The 18,073-nt window shown below is 65.2% G+C and carries 14 protein-coding genes; 4 read left to right on the forward strand and 10 right to left on the reverse strand.

What is annotated here, in order from left to right:
- Positions 1-8 precede the first annotated feature (8 nt).
- Positions 9-1,676 carry an FAD-dependent monooxygenase gene (locus tag H9639_RS14720; protein WP_191808825.1) on the forward strand — a complete coding sequence of 556 codons (1,668 nt, stop codon included), beginning with the start codon at positions 9-11 and terminating at the stop codon, positions 1,674-1,676.
- A 3-nt stretch (positions 1,677-1,679) separates the two neighbouring features.
- On the opposite strand, the gene H9639_RS14725 is transcribed toward H9639_RS14720, so the two are convergent.
- The 3 genes from H9639_RS14725 to H9639_RS14735 form a co-directional block, all read right to left on the reverse strand.
- The gene (locus H9639_RS14725; protein ID WP_191808826.1) at positions 1,680-2,258 is read right to left on the reverse strand and encodes a helix-turn-helix domain-containing protein; all 579 of its coding nucleotides are present in this window, start codon (positions 2,256-2,258) and stop codon (positions 1,680-1,682) included.
- Between the two features lie 372 nt (positions 2,259-2,630).
- Complete coding sequence (locus tag H9639_RS14730; protein ID WP_191808827.1) at positions 2,631-3,773, reverse strand: AI-2E family transporter; 1,143 nt, start codon at positions 3,771-3,773, stop codon at positions 2,631-2,633.
- Positions 3,774-3,880: 107 nt separating this feature from the next.
- On the reverse strand, positions 3,881-5,665 hold the full coding sequence (locus tag H9639_RS14735) for a long-chain-fatty-acid--CoA ligase (protein ID WP_191808828.1): 1,785 nt from the start codon (positions 5,663-5,665) through the stop codon (positions 3,881-3,883).
- A 364-nt stretch (positions 5,666-6,029) separates the two neighbouring features.
- On the opposite strand from H9639_RS14735, the gene H9639_RS14740 reads away from it, so the two are divergent.
- Positions 6,030-7,130 (forward strand): VIT1/CCC1 transporter family protein, encoded by a 1,101-nt coding sequence (locus H9639_RS14740; RefSeq protein WP_191808945.1) that lies wholly within the window; start codon positions 6,030-6,032, stop codon positions 7,128-7,130.
- A 77-nt stretch (positions 7,131-7,207) separates the two neighbouring features.
- Here the strand turns inward: H9639_RS14740 and H9639_RS14745 are convergent, their stop codons facing one another.
- Complete coding sequence (locus H9639_RS14745) at positions 7,208-8,848, reverse strand: MDR family MFS transporter (RefSeq protein WP_191808829.1); 1,641 nt, start codon at positions 8,846-8,848, stop codon at positions 7,208-7,210.
- The gene (locus H9639_RS14750) at positions 8,845-9,483 is read right to left on the reverse strand and encodes a TetR/AcrR family transcriptional regulator (RefSeq protein ID WP_191808830.1); all 639 of its coding nucleotides are present in this window, start codon (positions 9,481-9,483) and stop codon (positions 8,845-8,847) included. Before H9639_RS14750 ends, H9639_RS14745 begins: the two co-directional genes overlap by 4 nt.
- A gap of 135 nt (positions 9,484-9,618) precedes the next feature.
- On the opposite strand from H9639_RS14750, the gene H9639_RS14755 reads away from it, so the two are divergent.
- Entirely contained in the window at positions 9,619-10,191 is a 573-nt protein-coding gene (locus tag H9639_RS14755; protein ID WP_191808831.1) for a hypothetical protein, read from the forward strand.
- Here the strand turns inward: H9639_RS14755 and H9639_RS14760 are convergent.
- The 5 genes from H9639_RS14760 to H9639_RS14780 form a co-directional block, all read right to left on the reverse strand.
- Complete coding sequence (locus H9639_RS14760) at positions 10,153-11,538, reverse strand: sugar porter family MFS transporter (protein WP_191808832.1); 1,386 nt, start codon at positions 11,536-11,538, stop codon at positions 10,153-10,155. The two genes, H9639_RS14755 and H9639_RS14760, sit on opposite strands and share 39 nt — an antisense overlap.
- 80 nt (positions 11,539-11,618) lie before the next feature.
- Positions 11,619-12,521, reverse strand: coding sequence for a succinate--CoA ligase subunit alpha (sucD, locus tag H9639_RS14765; RefSeq protein WP_191808833.1), 903 nt, complete (start codon positions 12,519-12,521; stop codon positions 11,619-11,621).
- Between the two features lie 30 nt (positions 12,522-12,551).
- Positions 12,552-13,721, reverse strand: a complete 1,170-nt coding sequence (gene sucC, locus H9639_RS14770; protein ID WP_191808834.1) for an ADP-forming succinate--CoA ligase subunit beta — start codon at positions 13,719-13,721, stop codon at positions 12,552-12,554.
- A 210-nt stretch (positions 13,722-13,931) separates the two neighbouring features.
- Positions 13,932-16,460, reverse strand: coding sequence for a DNA helicase PcrA (gene pcrA / locus H9639_RS14775; protein WP_191808835.1), 2,529 nt, complete (start codon positions 16,458-16,460; stop codon positions 13,932-13,934).
- A 79-nt stretch (positions 16,461-16,539) separates the two neighbouring features.
- Positions 16,540-17,355: an inositol monophosphatase family protein gene (locus tag H9639_RS14780; RefSeq protein WP_191808836.1), complete on the reverse strand. Its 816-nt coding sequence runs from the start codon at positions 17,353-17,355 to the stop codon at positions 16,540-16,542.
- Positions 17,356-17,423: 68 nt separating this feature from the next.
- On the opposite strand from H9639_RS14780, the gene H9639_RS14785 reads away from it, so the two are divergent.
- Complete coding sequence (locus tag H9639_RS14785; protein WP_225219642.1) at positions 17,424-18,068, forward strand: hypothetical protein; 645 nt, start codon at positions 17,424-17,426, stop codon at positions 18,066-18,068.
- Positions 18,069-18,073 lie beyond the last annotated feature (5 nt).

Raw genomic sequence — 18,073 nt, forward strand, 5'->3', positions numbered from 1 at the left:
ATGATGGAATGAACTACGACGTCGATGTCCTGATTGTGGGCGCAGGACCGACTGGGCTGGCACTGGCCGCCCAGCTTTCCGGCTTCGGCGTCAGCTTCCGGATCATCGACCGCAGGCAGACCCCCTCGCTCCAATCCCGGGCCCTGGCAGTCCAGCCGCGCACCCTCGAAGCGCTGCGGCCCTTTGGGATCAGTGACGCTATGACGCGCAGCGGCAGTCCCGCGCACCAGCTCCATCTCCATCTGCCCGGCAGCGAAACTGTCCCGGTTGGCCTGTTCGACACCGGGATCGACGATTCCGCTTACCAGCAGCTGCTGTTCCTACCGCAGGCGGATACCGAACGCATTCTCTCCTCCTACCTGGCCAGCCAGGGGGTGCGCGTTGAACGCGGCGCGGAGCTCCTGGACCTCGAACGGCTTGATCCCGCAGACCCGTATGCCGGAATGGAGGCCCGCGTACAGCGCCAGGACCGCGGCATCGACCGCATCCGCGCCCGGTACGTGGTGGGGGCCGACGGCGTGGACAGCACCGTCCGGCGCCGCGCCGGGATGGACTTCCGCGGGTCGGGCTACACGGACACCTTTGTGCTGGCGGACCTGGAGATCGACGGCGCCGAGCCTGCCGCCGTGCATACCTACCCCACGGATGAGGGGTTTATGGTGCTCTTCCCGCTCGGGCATCCCGCCAGCTGGCGGATGATCAGCCTCAAAAAACGCGGTGACCGCCGCGAAACCACGCTGGAGACACTTCAGGAAACCGCTGACCGCTTTTCCGGCGGAGCCCTGACCCTGCGGGATCCGCAGTGGATGAGCAGCTTCAAGCTCTCCCATCAGATGGCCGAGTCCTTCCAGTGGGGATCGGTCTTCCTGGCCGGCGACGCCGCGCACGTCCACTCCCCCGTGGGCGGCCAGGGCATGAACACCGGTATCCAGGACGCCCTGAACCTGGGCTGGAAACTGGCTCTCGGAGCCCGGGGCCTGGCCTCGGAGGAACTGATCGACAGTTATGCTGCCGAACGCCGCCCGGTTGCGCGCAGCATCGTGGATTTCACGGATCGGCTGTTCAAGCTCGCCACCAGCCGCAATGCGCTGAAGAAACTGCCGCGGACCAAGCTCCTTCCGGCGCTGGCACCCGCGGCGGCGGCCAGCGAACGGCTGCGCGGCCGGGCTTTCCGCACCCTGTCCCAGCTGGGCATCAACTACCGCAGCAGCACCTTGTCAGAGTCCGGGGCCAACCGGCTCCCTGCCCTGCTCTCCGCCGGGCCGCGGCCCGGGGACCGGCTGCCGGACGCCGTCGTGATGTACGAGGACCGCGAACGCAGGCTGCAGGACCTGGTGGCTGCGCCGGCTTTCCACGTCCTGCTCACGGGTCCCGGCTGGCCGGAGGACACTCCGCAGCAGCTGCATTCCGCACTGTCCGCGCTCGGTGGCCTGCTGAGCGTGCAGCGTCTGGTGGTGGGCAGTCCGCTGCTGTTCGGTGGCCCGGGGATTATCCAGGACACCAGCGGTTTGGCGTTTGAACGCCTCGGCCTGTCAGTCCGCCGCCCGGAAGTCATCGTCATCCGCCCGGACGGCTACATTGGCTACCGTTCCTCCGGGACTAACATCAACGGTGCGGTTGGCTACCTGGAGCGGCTCACCGGCGCCGGCGAACGGTCTTCACTACAAACAGTGTGATGTTCAGGGCGTCCCGGGACTGACCAGTGTCCAGATGACGACGGCGGAGGCCGAGTCATCCGGATTCCGCCAGGAATGTGGTTCCTTACCCGGGAAGGTGACAGTGTCTCCGGCCGCCAAGGCCATGGTTTCCGAGTTGAAGACCAGGTCCAGGCGCCCCTGCGCCACATGCAGGACTTCGACGTCGCAGTCCACGGAATACAAATCCGATTCCCCGGAACCGCCGGGGACTATCTCCGAGCGGATGACCTGAACCCGGCGCTCGGTGCGCGGTGTGACCAGACGTTCGTTGATGCCGTCACCGCCCAGGTTGATCCCGGGTGCATCGGGCAGGCGGACCAGCGTGGTCTCCGGCGGGACGAAGAGATCGCCGATGGAGATCGAAAGTACCTGGCACAGCGTCACCAGGGAGGCAACGGACGGGGAGGTGAGGTCACGTTCGACCCGGCTGAGAAAGCCCTTCGTCAGTCCGGTTGAGTCGGCTACCTGCTCAATCGTGAGGTGACGGGCCTGGCGGGCAGTGCGGATCCGTGATCCGATGGCCAGTGGCGCGTTGCTGGGCTCAATAGTGAGTGCCTTCATTGGCTGGGAGCTCCTTTCCTCACCGTTCCGCGAGCATACCCGGGTCAACCGGGTCAGAAGAATTTCCGGCGGGCAACATGTCGCCCGAGCCTTGGACAAGTCGGAGGTCTGGGGCTGTATTTCACCCCTTTTGACGAGCGGCCTCACGCGGAACTAGCGTACGGGTAAACAAACGTTTCCCTGCAGCAAACGCCGGTTGTCCGGCCCTTAAAGCCGCATCGGGTCCGGACGGATTACCCCCTGCCCGTCCGGGCCCGGTGCTTTCCTCGTGTTCTGCCCGCTTTGCCGCATGTGACGCCCGCCTGCAGCAGGCGTGCCCGCGGCGGGCGCGGCGGCTATTTCCGCGGTGGGCTCTTTCCGCGGTGGCTATTTCTAGGAGGACTCAGCTGGCGCTTCCGCGTCCGCGGTGTCCGCCACTTCGGCCGGCTCGGCGGGGTCACCGGTGTCCTCACCGGTCCAGACCTTGATGACTGCCCAGGTAACCGCGGCGATCGGCACGGCGAGGATCGCGCCGATGATGCCGGCCAGGATGGTGCCGGCGGTCAGTGCCAGCAGAATAACCAGAGCGTGGATGCTGAGGGTCTTGCCCATCACCACCGGCTGAAGGAAATTCCCCTCAAGCTGGTTGACGGCGATGATCACGGCCACGACGATCAGCGCCACCACCGGACCATTGGCAACCAGCGCAATCAGCGCGGCCAGGATACCGGCCGCCGTGGCACCAACCAGCGGAATGAAGGAACCCACAAACACAATGACGGACAGCGGCAGGGCCAGCGGCACGCCCAGGATGAACAGGGCGGCACCGATGCAGATGGCGTCTACGGCCGCGACAATCGCGGTCCCCCGGACATAGCCGCCAAGCACTTCCATGGTCCGGGCTCCGGACAGCTTGGCCTTCTCCAGGCGCTCACCGCGGAACCAGCGCAGCATAAAAGCCCAGATGCGGTCACCGTCCTTGAGGAAGTAGAAGAGCACCACGGCCATCAGCAAAAAGCCGGTGGCAAAGGATCCGGCAGCACTCAACCCGGCAATGGCTCCGCTGCCCGCGGTGCTGGACGTGGCAAAGTCCAGCACTGCGTCCCGCGCATCCTCGATCGCCTGCGAGTCGATGGTGAAAGGACCGTTCTGGACCAGTTCATACAGCTTGTTGAACCCGGCCGTAGCCTGGTCCACCAGCGAGGACCACTCACTGCGGATCGCAAAAACGATTCCCGTGATCAGTCCGCCGAACACGCCCAGCAGGAGCAGGAACGACACGCCCGTCGCCAGTGCACCGGGCCATCCCTTGCGCCGCAGCCAATTGACGAAGGGAGCAATGGCTGCCGCGAGGATAAGGGCCAGGAGCACGGGAATAACCACCAGGCTTACCCGGGTCAGGGCGAAAACGCCCAGGCTGACCAACAGCAGGACCAGCAGCACCTGCGCTGACCGGAGCGCGGCATGGCCAAGACCGTCCTCCCAGTAGCGGCGCGGCTGAGTCAGGTTGGGCCCGGAACCAGGCTGGCTGTCCATCGTGTGTTTCCCCCATTGGGTTGAAGTGCCGGCTGGAGTGCCGGTGTCGTGCCGGTTTAGGTTACAGCTCCGGCCTGGTGGCCGATGCCCCAGTCTTTGGCTGTGTCTCAGTCTTTGGCAGTGCCCGGGGCATCGCTCGTGCCTGTGTCGGTGCCTGTGGCTTTATCGCCGTGGTCGCCCAGCAACGATTCGCGCACGTGCCGCCGCAGGACCTTACCGATCAGCGAGCGCGGCAGATCCGGAATCTGCACGATCCGGCGCGGAACCTTGTACGCGGCCAGTTCGTTGCGGACGAAGGATCGGAGTTCATCGGGGTCGAACACGGCGTCGGGCTTGGCCACGACGGCGGCCACCACATCCTCGCCACCGCCTGTGCGGGTCAGGCCGACGACAGCTGCTTCCGCCACCGCGGGGTGGCGCTTCAGCGCTTCCTCCACCTCGGAGGGAGAAACATTGAACCCGCCCGTAATGATCAGTTCCTTGATCCGGTCGCGGATGGTGACAAAATCGTCGTCGTCCACTGAGACGATATCTCCGGTCCGGAACCAGCCGCCCTCGAGCAGGGCCGCCCGGGTTTCAACCGGTTTATTCCAGTACCCCTGGAACACCTGGGGACCGCGGATCAGCAGCTCGCCCGCTTCCCCGCGCTTCCGCTCCTTGGTGGGATCCTCCGGATCAACCACCTTGATGTCAGTGAGCGGGAACGGCACCCCCACGGTGCCGGGTTTGCGGGTCGGGCCCATGGGATTGCCCAGCGCGACCGGGGAGGTTTCCGTCAGGCCGTAGCCCTCAATCAGATAACCGCCGGTCGCTTTTTCCCACGCCTCCACGGTTGCCGCCGGGAGGTTCATGGCACCGGAGATGGCGAAGCGGACGCCCTTCAGGGACACCCCGGCTTCATCGGCGCCGGCCACTATCCGGTCATAGATCGGAGGGACCGCCGGCAGGAAGGTTGGCGGAGTCTTACGGGCGGCTTTCAGGACCAGCTCGACGTCGAACTTCGGAAACAGGACCAGGCACGCCCCGATGCTCATGGCGAAGGTCAGGCTGAGGGTCAGCCCGTAGGCATGGAACATCGGCAGGACGCCGTAAACCGTTTCCTTGCCCGGGCGCACCCCGGGAATCCAGGCGCGCCCCTGGGCGGCGTTGGCCATGAGGTTTCCGTGCGTGAGCATGGCACCCTTGGGATCCGCCGTGGTTCCGGAGGTGTATTGAATGGCCGCCAGGTCCCCGGCCGTGGGCTTGGGATGCCGCCGCGGCAGCGGCCTGTTGTCCAGGAGCTTTTTCCAGGTCAGGACCCGGCGTCCGGCGCTGCGGGGCGGCTTGTCCGCCGCCAGGGCTTTACGGCTTTTCCGAGCTGCCGGCAGCGGAAGCTTCAGCGCCAGCTGGGTCATCCGGGGCATGGCACTGATCAGGTCCACCGACACGATCGTGCGGACCGGGATATCCGCGGGAAGGGACTGGATCCGGTCTGCGGTTTTGTCCCAGACGATGGCCACGGTGGCACCGTGGTCCTCGAACTGGTGACGCAGTTCCCGGTCGGTGTACAGCGGATTGTGTTCCACGACGACGGCGCCCAGGCGCAGCACAGCATAAAAGGCGACGACGTGCTGCGGCGAGTTGGGCAGCACCAGCGCAACCCGGTCCCCGGCACGGACACCGAGGCGTTTCAGTCCGGCCGCCGCGCGGCGGATCTGTTCACCCAGGTCACGGTAGGACGTGACGGCACCGAAAAACTGCAGCGCCGGTTTGGACCCGTAGCGGCTGACTGACGCCTCCACCATGTCCACGAGGGAACCTTCGGGCAGCGACAGATCCGCCGGCACACCCTCGGCATAATGGCGCGTCCAGGGGCGGTGATGGTCGAAGAGTGCTTTGGCAGCTTTACTCACGGCATTGACTCTATCGGTTGCGGCGCCGGGGTCGGGCACCCGGTGTGAGGTAGATGCAGGCCCGTCATCGTTCGTTCGCCCTCCTAGGGAATCACCGTGGGTTCTCCGCTACACTGTCAATCTGAAGGGGAGTAGCTCCGGTCTTATTTCCAATTTTAGTGACGGCGCAGGCCACACCGAAACTGGCGGTAATTCCGAGGCCTGTCGACATACTGGCTGCAGCAGCAGCCCGGCAGTCCACCGCAGGTGCACCGCACCCGGCGAGCGAGACCTTCGGCCAGTATCCCAACAGCTGGCCGGAGCCCCCTGCCGCTCCGGCCATGACCAGGAGCAGTTAGTGACTACCCCACCGGTGCCAGGGCCTATGCCCCCTGGCCAACCCCGGCCCACCCCTGCCGACCGCCGCCGCTGGCGGCAATACCTCGCCGATGAACAGGCGGAAGCTGCAACCTACCGGTATCTCGCCGAGCGCCGGGACGGGGAGGAACGGGACATCCTGCTCGCCCTTGCCGAGGCCGAAGGACGCCATGAGGAACACTGGCGGAAACTGCTGGGCCCGGAAGCGGATAAGCCGGTCCGTCCGTCCTTCCGCAACCGGGTTTTGGGGCTGCTGGCCCGGCGCTTCGGCTCAGTCTTTGTGCTGGCTCTCGCGCAGCGGGCGGAAGGGCGTTCGCCCTACAGCACCGAGCCCAGTGCCACCAGCGCCATGGCCGCGGATGAGCAAATCCATGAGGAGGTGGTCCGCGGGCTTGCGACACGCGGACGGGTCCGCCTTTCCGGAAACTTCAGGGCCGCCGTCTTCGGCGCGAACGACGGCCTGGTCTCCAATCTGGCCCTGGTGATGGCAATCGGTGCCACCGGCGTTTCAAGCACCTTTGTGCTTTTCAGCGGTTTTGCCGGCCTGCTGGCCGGTGCATTGTCCATGGGCGCGGGCGAATATGTCTCGGTGCGTTCGCAGCGGGAACTGCTTGAGGCGTCCCGGCCAACCCAGATCACCCTTGCCGCGGCCAAGTCGCTGGACATAGATGCCAACGAACTTGTCCTGGTGTACCGCGCCCGGGGTATGTCCCAGGAGGCAGCCGAACACCGCGCTGCGGAACGCCTGGGACTCTACAGCTGCGACTGCGATCCGTCGCTGTCGCTGCAGCCGGAAAAGCAGGAGGAGTCCGGCGAAGAGCATGAAACGGTAGGGACCGGCCTTGGCGCCGCGCTCTCAAGCTTCTGCTTCTTTTCCTCAGGCGCCATCATCCCGGTGCTGCCCTATATCTTCGGGATGGAAGGACTGGCCGCCGTGGCACTGTCCTGTGCCCTTGTTGGCCTGGCACTGCTGGTGACCGGCAGCGTGGTTGGTTTGCTCTCCGGTGCGTCTCCGCTTAAACGCGGGCTGCGTCAGCTGGCCATCGGACTGGGCGCTGCGGCCGTGACCTATGCACTCGGACTGCTCTTCGGCACCGGAGCCGCCTGACAACAGCGCACACCGGGCCCGCAGCGGGGAGCCAGCCTGACACCTGGGTCAGCTGGCTCCCTGCTGCTGACTTGGTTCTACCTTTTAGGCCCGGCGTGGCTTGCCTGGCGCAGTTCCGTGGTGCTGGGTCCGTTGCCTTCGTCCTCGGTGCTGATCAGGACGTTGCCCTCACCGATTGCCTCCGGCATAACCTCCGGTTCCAGCCTGGTGGCCAGCGCCTTTTCCTTGATAAACAGGCACAGGATCGTGGCCACGACCGCCAGCGGCACCATAAACAGGAACAACGGGATCAGGGCTTCGTTGTAGGAACGGATGATGATGTCCTGGACTGCTTCCGGTAGTTCATGGACAAGCTTCGGTGTCAGTGAGTTTCCGCCTCCGGTGGCGGAAGCGGCGTCCGCCGGCAGCCGCTCGCCCAGCAGATCCGTCAGCCGATGGGCGAACAGGCTGCCCACCACGGCAGAACCGAGGGTGGCGCCAATCTGGCGGAAGTAGTTGTTCGCGGCAGTGGCTGTACCCACTTGGCGCAGCGGGAAGGAGTTCTGCACCACCAGGACCAGGATCTGCATGTTCAGGCCAAGGCCCAGCCCCAGGATGCCGATGTAGGCGCACAGCTGCCAGACCGGGGAGTCGGCGGTAATGGTGCCCATCAGGAAGAGCGCCACCACCATCAAGGCGGAGCCGGTAATCGGCATCCATTTGTAGCGTCCGGTCTTGGATACCAGGGAACCGGAGAGCACAGAGGTGAAGAGCAGGGCACCCATCATGGGGATCATCAGCATGCCGGCTTCCGTGGCGCTGGCGCCGGTAGCCATCTGCAGGTAGGTCGGCAGGTAGCCGATGGCTCCGAACATGGCGACGGAGGTGAGCAGGCCGGAGGCCGTGGCGAGGTTGAAGTTGCGGTCGTGGAAGAGCTCCATCGGAATGATCGGCTCCGCCGTGCGGCGCTCGACCATCACAAAGATCACGGCGGCAATAACCGTGCCGGCGATCAGGCCCAGAATGACCGGATCGTTCCAGGCATAGGTGCTGCCGCCCCAGCTGCTGACCAGCACCAGGCCGGTGGTGGCGAAGGCAATGAACACCATGCCCCAGAGGTCAATCCGCGGGCGCGACGTGACAGCGCGCGGCCTCAGGAAGAACAACGCGCCAAGCAGCGCGAGGACACCCACCGGGATGTTGAACCAGAACGCCCAGCGCCAGCCCGGCCCCTCGGTCAGCCAGCCGCCGATCAGCGGACCCACCACCGAGGAGAAGGCGAACACGCCGCCCATCCACCCCATGTACTTGCCGCGCTCACGTGCCGGAACGACGTCGGCAATGATCGCCTGGGAGAGGATCATCAGGCCGCCGGCTCCGAGTCCCTGAATAACCCGGGCGATGATCAGCCAGGTCATGTCCGGAGACAGAGCACCCACCACCGAACCGGCCAGGAAGATGAGGATGGCAGCCACCAGCAGGTACTTGCGGCCGATCAGGTCGCCCAGTTTCCCGTAGATCGGCATCATCACCGTGGAGGCCAGGATGAACGCCGTAATCACCCAGAGCATCAGGTTTGCCCCGTTGAGTTCACCAACGATGGTGGGCAGGGCGGTGCCCAGAATGGTCTGGTTAAGCGCCGAAAGGAGCATGGCCAGGACCAGTGCGGTAAACACCAGGACCAGGCTGGGTTGCTTCCCGGTGTTCTTGGGGGCTGCATCGGCAGCGGTTCGCGTCATAGGACTTCCTTGAGAACGTCTCGGAGTAGCTCCAGGCCCTCCCCGAGAGCCTCGAACTGAAGTGTGTGGGTGGGGTTGGACCAGGTTTTCTGCATGACGTAACGCATGCGCGTGCTGGCGGCGAGCACGACGGTGAAGGCGACGTCGTCAACGCTGTGCCCCTGCCACGCGGAATCCGGCGCCTGATCCTTCCAGCGGCGCGACTCCCCCAGCTGGGCGCGGACGGTCTCAAGGACCAGCTGCTCCACCTTGAGGATGTACTGGTATCGCCGGTGCATCAGATGCGGGTAGGCCTGGTAGATCTGGCTGCGGAGCTCGTTGGAGTCATCTCCGCCCTGCAGGGTGCGCAGTACCGACAGCATCAGCCGGCTCACTTCGGTGAGCAGGTCCCCTTCAATATCGAAGGCGTCGAGGGCTGTCTGTTCCACGGAGGGCTCCTGCAGGCCCAGGACGGCGTCTTCTTTGCAGGGGAAGTAGTTAAAGAAGGTGCGGGTTGAAACGCCTGCCTCCTGCGCAACTACGTCGATGTTGACGCAGTCCAGTCCGTCCTTGATCGCGCGGCGTGCAGCAGCGGCGTGCAGCGCCGCCCAGGTTTCGGCGCGTTTGCGGTCGCGGAGGGAAGGTTGTTGACTCACCGAACCACTTTGTCATTCGGAGGAATTTTTCACAACTGCAAAATTGCAGCCCTGCAAGTAATTTCGGAACTGCGTCTGGGCGGTTGCAACCCGCCACCCTCGACACATCGCCTGTTCACCGGCAGAATGCCGCAGATGAGACGGCCGGATCCACGTTCCCTGGGGGTTCTTGCCGCGGTGATCGTGCTGGCAGCAGGCTCTGGTGGGACTCCGCCGCCCGCTGCCCCCGCCGCCGGTCCCGGGGTCGGCAGCCCCGAGCTGTCGGCAGCGGAGATCGCTTCCGGACAACAGGAACTCGTGAGGGCCGTGATGACGGGCTTTGGCAGCCCGGGCTGGACGGATGTGGATGGAACACCGTACACGGATACCCCGGCTGGACCGGCACCCCGCCTCACCCCGTGCTCTGCGGACGGGCCCGGCCCCCGGCCGCACAAATTGACGACGACGTTCACCGGCCCGCCTCCTGCCGCTGCCGAACGTGCCCGGGACCAGGCCCAGCAGGCACTCAAATCAGCCGGAACAGAGATGCTCTCGGCGCTGACGCCCGGCCCCGGTGCGCCGCCCGAAACAGACTTCACTTTCTTCGGCACGTACGCCGGAAGCACTGTGCGCTACTCCGTCAACGAGTACCGCCAGCTGTTGGAAATCAGCAGCCGGTGTTCCCCGGGATTAGGCCTTGCGCAGCTGAAGCTCGACTTCCTCCAGTGAAAGCCCGCGGGTCTCCGGCAGGTAGCGCCGGACAAACAGGGCTGCACAGATGCCCAGCGCAACAAAGATGAAGAATGTGCTGGAGATGCCCAGCGCGGACATCAACATGGGGAAGGAGAAGCCGACGGCAAAATTCGCCATCCACTGCACAAACACCGAGAGCCCGATTCCCAGGCCCCGAACCCGCAGCGGGAAGATTTCAGAGAGCATCAGCCAGGTCACCGGAGAGACGGCACCCTGCTGGAAGGCCAGGAACAGAACGGTCATGGACAGGACGGTGAAACCCCGGGCGGAGCCTTCCGGCAGCAGAATCGAGGCGACGCCGATGATGGCGAGCGTGCTGGAGGTGCCGATCAGTCCGGTCAGCAGCATGGGCCGGCGCCCCACCTTGCCGAGCAGCCAGATGCCCAGCAGGGCAGCGCCGACCGAGACGACGCCATTGGCGATGTTGGCGGTCAGTGCCGCTTCGGTGCCGAATCCGGCGTCGGCCAGGATCTGCGTGCCGTAGTAGATAATCGCGTTGACGCCGGTGATCTGCTGGACGATGGAGAGGCCCATACCGATCAGCAGGACCCGCAGCAGCCAGGGTTCGGCGAAGTCTTTCAGGCGGCCGGTGCGGGTGGGGACACTGCCGGCCAGTGCCTTGGCCTCCTCGTATTCCGCCTGCGCGTCTTCGGCACTGCGGATCCGCTGCAGTTCGGTGAGCATCTGCGCGTACCGGCCCTTGGACCCGAGCCAGCGGGGGCTTTCCGGCACAAAGTTCATGCCAATCCACAGCGCGATGGCCGGCAGCGTGGCGACCAGCAGCATCCAGCGCCAGACGTTGCCCTCTTCACCCCAGAGATTGCCGATGATGGCGTTGCAGATGAACGCGGCAAGCTGTCCGGTGACGATCATCAGCTGGTCCCGGGTGACCACCTGTCCGCGGCGGGCTGCCGGTGCCAGTTCAGCCAGGAACATGGGCACGACGGCGGACGCGCCGCCCACCGCCAGGCCCAGGACCACACGGGCCAGGACCATCAGCCCGACGCCGGGAGCTGCGGCGGTGCCCACCGCACCCAGCAGGAAAACCCCGGCCAGGATGATCAGCAGCCGCCGTCGGCCCAGCCGGTCGGCGAGCTGCCCTGCACCCAGCGCACCGAAAGCTGCACCGAACAGCAGGCTGGAGGTGATTAATCCTTCGGTGAAGGGGGTCAACCCGAGATCGTCCTGCATGTATGGCAGGGCGCCGTTGATCACACCTGTGTCATAGCCGAAAAGGAAGCCGCCCAGGGTGGCAATCCAGGTGGCCCTGCGGAGCGTTTTCCGGTGTCCGGTGTCGAACGGTGCTGTGGGAGTTCGGTGCATGGTGTTCTTTCGTACAGTGAGACGCACAAAACCCCCGTGCACCGGACTAATCCGGACACGGGGGTTGTGCTGGAGGGAGCCTACAGGGCTGCGAAAACCTCGCGCAGCAGGTCAGCGGTTTCAGACGGGGTCTTGCCGACCTTCACGCCTGCAGCCTCGAGTGCTTCCTTCTTGGCCTGGGCGGTTCCAGCGGAACCGGAGACAATGGCGCCGGCGTGGCCCATGGTCTTGCCTTCGGGAGCAGTGAAGCCAGCCACGTAGCCGACAACCGGCTTGGTGACGTTGGCCTTGATGAACTCTGCGGCACGTTCTTCTGCGTCGCCGCCGATTTCGCCGATCATCACGATCGCCTTGGTCTCGGGGTCAGCTTCGAAGGCTGCGAGGGCATCGATGTGGGTGGTGCCGATGACCGGGTCTCCGCCAATGCCGATGGCGGTGGAGAAACCGAGGTCGCGCAGTTCGTACATCATCTGGTAGGTCAGGGTGCCTGACTTGGAGACGAGGCCGATCGGGCCCTTGCCGGTGATGTTGGCGGGGGTGATGCCCACCAGTGCTTCGCCGGGGGTGATGATGCCGGGGCAGTTCGGGCCGATGATGCGGGTGACCTGGTTGCCGTTCTCGTCCACCTTGGACTGGGCGTGGGCCCAGAATTCGGCGGAGTCCTGGACGGGAACGCCCTCAGTGATGACCACAACGAGGCCGATGCCGGCGTCGATGGCTTCAATGACGGCGTCCTTGGTGAAAGCCGGCGGAACGAAGACGATCGAAACATCAGCTTCAGTCTTGTCGATGGCTTCGGCAACAGTGCCGAAAACAGGCAGCTCGACGTCGCCGTGGGTCACCGTGGTGCCGGCCTTGCGGGCGTTCACGCCACCGACAACCTGGGTTCCGGCCTTGAGCATCAGGGCGGTGTGCTTGGTGCCTTCGCCGCCGGTGATGCCCTGAACGATGACCTTGGAGTCCTTGTTCAAGTAGATAGACATGTGTGTTTTCTCTTTCTGGGGTCGGCTCGGTCAGCGAGCTGCGTTGGCGAGCTCGGCAGCCTTGTCGGCGCCGTTGTCCATGGTGGTGGCGAGGGTAACCAGCGGGTGGTTGGCCTCGGCCAGGATGCGGCGGCCTTCTTCGACGTTGTTACCGTCCAGGCGGACAACCAGCGGCTTGTTGGCCTCGTCGCCGAGGATCTCCAGCGCCTTGACAATGCCGTTTGCGACGGCGTCGCAGGCGGTGATGCCGCCGAAGACGTTCACGAAGACGGACTTGACCTGCTCATCGTTGAGGATGACGTCCAGGCCGGCAGCCATAACGGATGCCGAGGCTCCGCCGCCGATGTCCAGGAAGTTTGCGGGCTTGACGTTGCCGTGCTTTTCACCGGCGTAGGCAACGACGTCGAGCGTGGACATGACCAGGCCGGCACCGTTACCGATGATGCCAACTTCGCCGTCGAGCTTGACGTAGTTGAGGTCGTTTTCCTTGGCCTTGGCTTCCAGCGGGTCTGCTGCGTCCTTGTCCTCGAGCTCGGCGTGGCCGGGCTGGCGGAAGTCGGCGTTCTCATCCAGGGAGACCTTGCCGTCCAGGGCAACGATGTCGCCGGCGCCGGTCTTCACCAGCGGGTTGACCTCCACCAGGGTGGCGTCTTCCTTGACGAAGACATCCCACAGCTTGATGATCGCGTCGATCACGCCGTTGCGCAGTTCCGGAGCGAAACCGGCGGCGTCTACGATCTCTTCAGCCTTGGCCTGATCGATGCCGACGGCCGGGTCCACGGCGATGCGGGCCAGGGCGTCGGGACGCTCCACAGCCAGCTGCTCGATCTCCATGCCGCCTTCAACCGAGCACATGGCCAGGTAGTTGCGGTTCGCACGGTCCAGCAGGACCGAGAAGTAGTATTCCTCGGCGATGTCGGCACCCTGGGCAATCATCACCTTGTTGACGGTGTGGCCCTTGATGTCCATCCCGAGGATGTTGCTGGCGTGCTCGAAGGCTTCGTCAGCGGTCTTGGCTACCTTGACGCCGCCGGCCTTGCCGCGGCCTCCGACCTTAACCTGTGCCTTGACGACGACAACGCCGCCAATCTTCTCGGCAGCAGCTTTGGCTTCTTCAGGAGTGTGCGCCACGATTCCGGCAAGCACGGGTACACCGTGCGCCTCAAACAGATCGCGCGCCTGATATTCAAACAGGTCCACGGGCTAGTGTCCTTCTACGTCGAAGTAGGTTTACAGTCGATCAGCTGATCGGGAAGCAGATGCGTGAAGCCGGGCTGCTCCAAAGGAACTTTAGTCCCTTGGCACCGGAGGCCCCTCACAGAGTACCGCTTTAGTGATGAAGCGCACAGTTCTATGGTTTGTAGAAAAAGGCGTCTTTCGGCTAAGGCGGCAGAGGGCTGAAAGGACCCGTCAGGCCTCCTTGGTGAGCGGGGCGTAGCGCAGCAGCAGGCGCTTCTCCCCGGCGTCGAACTTCACCTTTGCCACTGTTTTGTCCCCGGCACCCTCGACGGCGAGCACCGTGCCGTGCCCGAAGGACGTGTGGTTGACCTTGTCCCCCACCACCACGGAAATGACTTCCTTCTGCGGCTGGACCCGGCCCATTGCTTTGGCGACCGGCGCGGCGGCGATGCTGCCGCCGGTGGAGGACGGCGCCCCGGCGCCCCAGTGTGATCCGCTGTAGCGGCTGGAGGTGATGCCGCTTCCGCCGCCCCACGCCGGGCGGTCCATGCCTTCGCGCTTCCACTCGATCAGTTCCGCCGGAACCTCGCCCAGGAACTGGCTTGCCGGGTTGTACTGGCTCTGCCCCCACATGCTGCGCACTTCCGAGCGCGTCACGTAGAGCCGTTCGCGGGCACGGGTGAGCCCGACATACGCCAGGCGGCGTTCCTCTGCCAGTTCGGCCGGATCGGTGGCTGAGCGCTGGTGCGGGAAGATCCCCTGCTCCATGCCGGTCAGGAACACCACCGGGAACTCCAGGCCCTTCGCGGTGTGCAGTGTCATCAGGGTGACCACACCCTGCCGGCGGGATTCCTCCACCGCAGCAGCGACTTCCTCGGCGGAGCCTTCCGGCGCGTCCGGAATCTGGTCTGCATCGGCCACCAGGGAGACCTGTTCCAGGAACTCGGACAGGGTGCCTTCGGGGTTGTCCCGCTCAAATTCCCTGACTACGGCCACAAGTTCAGCGAGGTTCTCCACCCGGGACTCGTCCTGCGGATCGCTGCTGGAGCGCAGCTGCGCGAGGTAGCCGGTTTGTTCCAGCACGGCTTCCAAGGCCGCGGAAGCGCCGGATCCAGATGCTACCTCGGCCAGGTCGTCGATCAGTTTGACGAAGCCGTTGACGGCGTTCAGCGAGCGGGTGGCCAGGCCGGGCGCGTCCTCGGCCCGGCGCAGCGCTTCCATAAAGCTGATCCGTTCGCGTTCGGCCAGCGCGGCCACGGAATACTCGGCGCGGTCGCCGATCCCCCGCTTGGGTTCGTTGAGGATGCGGCGCAGGTTTACGACGTCGTCCTGGTTCGCCAGCACCCGCAGGTAGGCCAGCGCGTCCTTGATTTCCTTGCGTTCATAGAACCGGGTGCCGCCGACCACCTTGTAGGGCAGGCCGACGCGCACCAGCACGTCTTCCAGGGAACGGGACTGGGCATTGGTGCGGTAGAAGATGGCGACGTCGCCCGGGCGCAGGTTTTCCTCGTCCTGCAGCCGGTCGATCTCCTCGGCGATAAACCGGGCTTCCTCGTGTTCATTCTCACCGACGTAGCCCACGATCTTGGCGCCGTCGCCCTCCGCGGTCCACAGTTTTTTCTCCGGCCGGTTCGGGTTGCGGGAGATTACCGCATTGGCGGCGGAGAGGATGGTCTGGGTGGACCGGTAGTTCTGCTCCAGGAGGATGGTCCGCGCAGAGGGATAATCCTTCTCGAAGTCCACAATGTTGCGTACGTCCGCGCCGCGGAAGGCGTAGATGGACTGGTCGGAATCGCCCACTACGGTGAGCTCGGCCGGCGGAATATCCAGCTGCCCCTCCCCCGGCACGCCCACGAGTTCGCGCACCAGCGCGTACTGGGCGTGGTTGGTGTCCTGGTACTCGTCCACCAGAATGTGCCGGAAGCGGCGCCGGTAATACTCGGCCACGCCGGGGAAGGCCCGGAACATGTAGACGGTTTGGGCAATCAGGTCGTCGAAGTCCATGGCGTTGGCCTGGCGCATGCGCTGGGTATAGCCGGTGTAGACCTGGGCAACTGCCTGTTCGAACGGGTCCGAGTAGTTGGCGCTCGAGGCGTAGGACTCGTCGTCGATCAGTTCGTTCTTGAGCCCGGAGATCTTGTTGGCGATGGCCTTGGGCGCAAACCGCTTGGGATCGAGGTCCAGGCCCTTCGCCACCAGGGTGATCAGCCGCAGCGTGTCCGCGGAGTCGTAGATGGAGAAGTTGGAGTTCATCCCCACCGTTTTGGCCTCGCGGCGCAGGATCCGCACGCAGGAGGAGTGGAAGGTGGAGATCCACATGGTTTTCGCGACGCCGCCCACCAGGGATTCGATGCGTTCGCGCATCTCCGCCGCGGCCTTGTTGGTGAAGGTGATGGCCAGGATCTGCCCCGGGTTGGACCGGCCGGTCGCCATCAGGTAGGCGATCCGGTGGCTGAGCACCCGGGTTTTGCCGGAGCCGGCGCCGGCCACGATCAGCAGGGGCGAACCGCCGTGCTTGACCGCTTCCTCCTGCTGCGGGTTCAGGCCGCGCAGGAGGTCCGCCGCACGGGCTTCGTCGACGCGGGAATTCCGCCCGCCGCCGGTGCCGGCGGTGCCGGGTGCCGGGGCACCGGGCAGTGCAGCGCCAGGCAGCGCAGCGCCGGGCAGTGCAGCGCCGGGGGCGGTGTCGTCCTTGGCGGACCCAGGAGCGGTCTTGGACTTGCCGGGCGTGGAGAAGTACGGATCAAAGAGATAGTCCATGGTGCGATTAAGTCTAGGTGCTGCCAGGGACATTTTCCCGGAGTGCTTCCGGCGGCCGGGAATGTGCCCGACTGGATGCTTAGTTTCCGGCCAGCAGGCGCTGGATTTCCCGGACGGCAGCAGCGGGGCCGGCGATATGCCAGCGGAAACCGTGCACTTCCGCGATGGCTGTGGTTCCGCCGGCAGCTTCCACAACCGCTTTGCCCGGCAGCCAGTCCCACTCCGGGCAGCTGTGCTGGAACCAGGCGCCCAGCGCCCCCGTGGCCACCGATCCCAGGTCACAGGAACCGGAGCCGAGCATCCTGATGGTGGCCGCCGCCTGGGCTGCCTGTTTCCAGGGACCGGCAACTTCCTCCCGCTGCAGCCAGGTCGGGTGGAGGTAGGTGCCGGCACTGAGCCGGTCCAGGCCGGCGTCGGGAAGCGCCGGAAGTACGGCTCCGTTGAGCGTGGCAGGCCGGCCGGGACCGCCGAGCCAGAGCTTGTCCTCCTGCGGCTGGAAGATGGCGCCGAGCAGCACGTTGTCTGCGGGCTGCGTGTCGGCGGTATCCGTGGTGTCGGCGGTGTCGGTGCGCAGGGCCAGGGCGGAGCACCAGTAGGTAGACCCGGACAGAAAGTTGTAGGTGCCGTCCACCGGATCAATGACCCAGGTCCGGCCGGAGGTGCCCGTGTGGCTGGCACCTTCCTCCCCGACGATCCCGTCTTCGGGGCGCAGCTGGCGCAGGGTGTCAACCACGAGTCTTTCGGCAGCGTGGTCCGCCGCCGTCACGACGTCGGACACTGACGTTTTCTGCGTTCCGGTCACGCCCTCCTGCCGCATTTTGAAGGCCAGCGCCCCCGCCTCGCGGACGAGGCTGGCTGCCAGGACAAAGTCTGATTCGGTGGCGAACGCACTCATGATGCCCACCCTATCCGGCTCCGCAAGGGGCCGGGGAGGCCGAAGCCGGCCTCAGCCATACTGTTGGTATGGGAAAAACTCCGGCACAGCGCGCAGCAAAGCACGGCGGTAACGCCGTTACCCCTGCAGCCACTCAGCCTTCCGTCAACGAAACCACGCAACGGACTCCGCAGCAGGCCAGGAACAATGCGAATCTCCTCCTGATCGCCGCGGCGGGGACCGCTCTGTTTATGTTCTGGTACTACCACCTGCTGGTGCTGGATCAGATGACCCAGCTGTCAGGTGGCCTGGCCATGCCTGATTCGCTGATTGGCGGGTATGGCATGGACCATCTGGCCGCGCTGCGCTCGGCCCTGGACACCGATGCCCTGGGCCAGCTCAGCTACGTGCATAAAACCGCGGGAACGCTGTTTCCGCTGATGTTCGGGTTCGCCTGGCTCCTGATCATCGGCCTCAACACCCAGCGCAGATCGCTGCGCTGGGTGTTGTGGGCCATGCCGATCCTCTTCGTCATCGTGGATCTGTGGGAAAACGTCGCCATTGACAACGTTCTGGGCGCCGCCGAATTGTCAGCCGGTGATGCCGGCCTGGCCAGCGTGCTCACGGTCGCCCGCTGGATCCTGCTCGGGCTGAGCCTCGTGGCGTCCGTGGTTGCGGTTTTTAGCTCCCGGACGTCCCGGCCACCAAAACTTCTCGCCGAGGACAAAGGCTAGGGCCG

Source organism: Arthrobacter gallicola (assembly GCF_014836775.1).
GTDB lineage: Bacteria > Actinomycetota > Actinomycetes > Actinomycetales > Micrococcaceae > Arthrobacter_B > Arthrobacter_B gallicola.

What these genes read in the sequence shown, in the direction of transcription:
- H9639_RS14760 (WP_191808832.1), bottom strand. Translation starts at nt 11,538, where the DNA reads ATGCACCGAACTCCCACAGCACCGTTCGACACCGGACACCGGAAAACG.
- H9639_RS14785 (WP_225219642.1), top strand. Translation starts at nt 17,424, where the DNA reads ATGGGAAAAACTCCGGCACAGCGCGCAGCAAAGCACGGCGGTAACGCC.
- H9639_RS14755 (WP_191808831.1), top strand. Translation starts at nt 9,619, where the DNA reads ATGAGACGGCCGGATCCACGTTCCCTGGGGGTTCTTGCCGCGGTGATC.
- H9639_RS14730 (WP_191808827.1), bottom strand. Translation starts at nt 3,773, where the DNA reads ATGGACAGCCAGCCTGGTTCCGGGCCCAACCTGACTCAGCCGCGCCGC.
- pcrA (WP_191808835.1), bottom strand. Translation starts at nt 16,460, where the DNA reads ATGGACTATCTCTTTGATCCGTACTTCTCCACGCCCGGCAAGTCCAAG.
- sucD (WP_191808833.1), bottom strand. Translation starts at nt 12,521, where the DNA reads ATGTCTATCTACTTGAACAAGGACTCCAAGGTCATCGTTCAGGGCATC.
- H9639_RS14720 (WP_191808825.1), top strand. Translation starts at nt 9, where the DNA reads ATGAACTACGACGTCGATGTCCTGATTGTGGGCGCAGGACCGACTGGG.
- H9639_RS14745 (WP_191808829.1), bottom strand. Translation starts at nt 8,848, where the DNA reads ATGACGCGAACCGCTGCCGATGCAGCCCCCAAGAACACCGGGAAGCAA.
- H9639_RS14740 (WP_191808945.1), top strand. Translation starts at nt 6,030, where the DNA reads ATGCCCCCTGGCCAACCCCGGCCCACCCCTGCCGACCGCCGCCGCTGG.
- H9639_RS14780 (WP_191808836.1), bottom strand. Translation starts at nt 17,355, where the DNA reads ATGAGTGCGTTCGCCACCGAATCAGACTTTGTCCTGGCAGCCAGCCTC.
- H9639_RS14725 (WP_191808826.1), bottom strand. Translation starts at nt 2,258, where the DNA reads ATGAAGGCACTCACTATTGAGCCCAGCAACGCGCCACTGGCCATCGGA.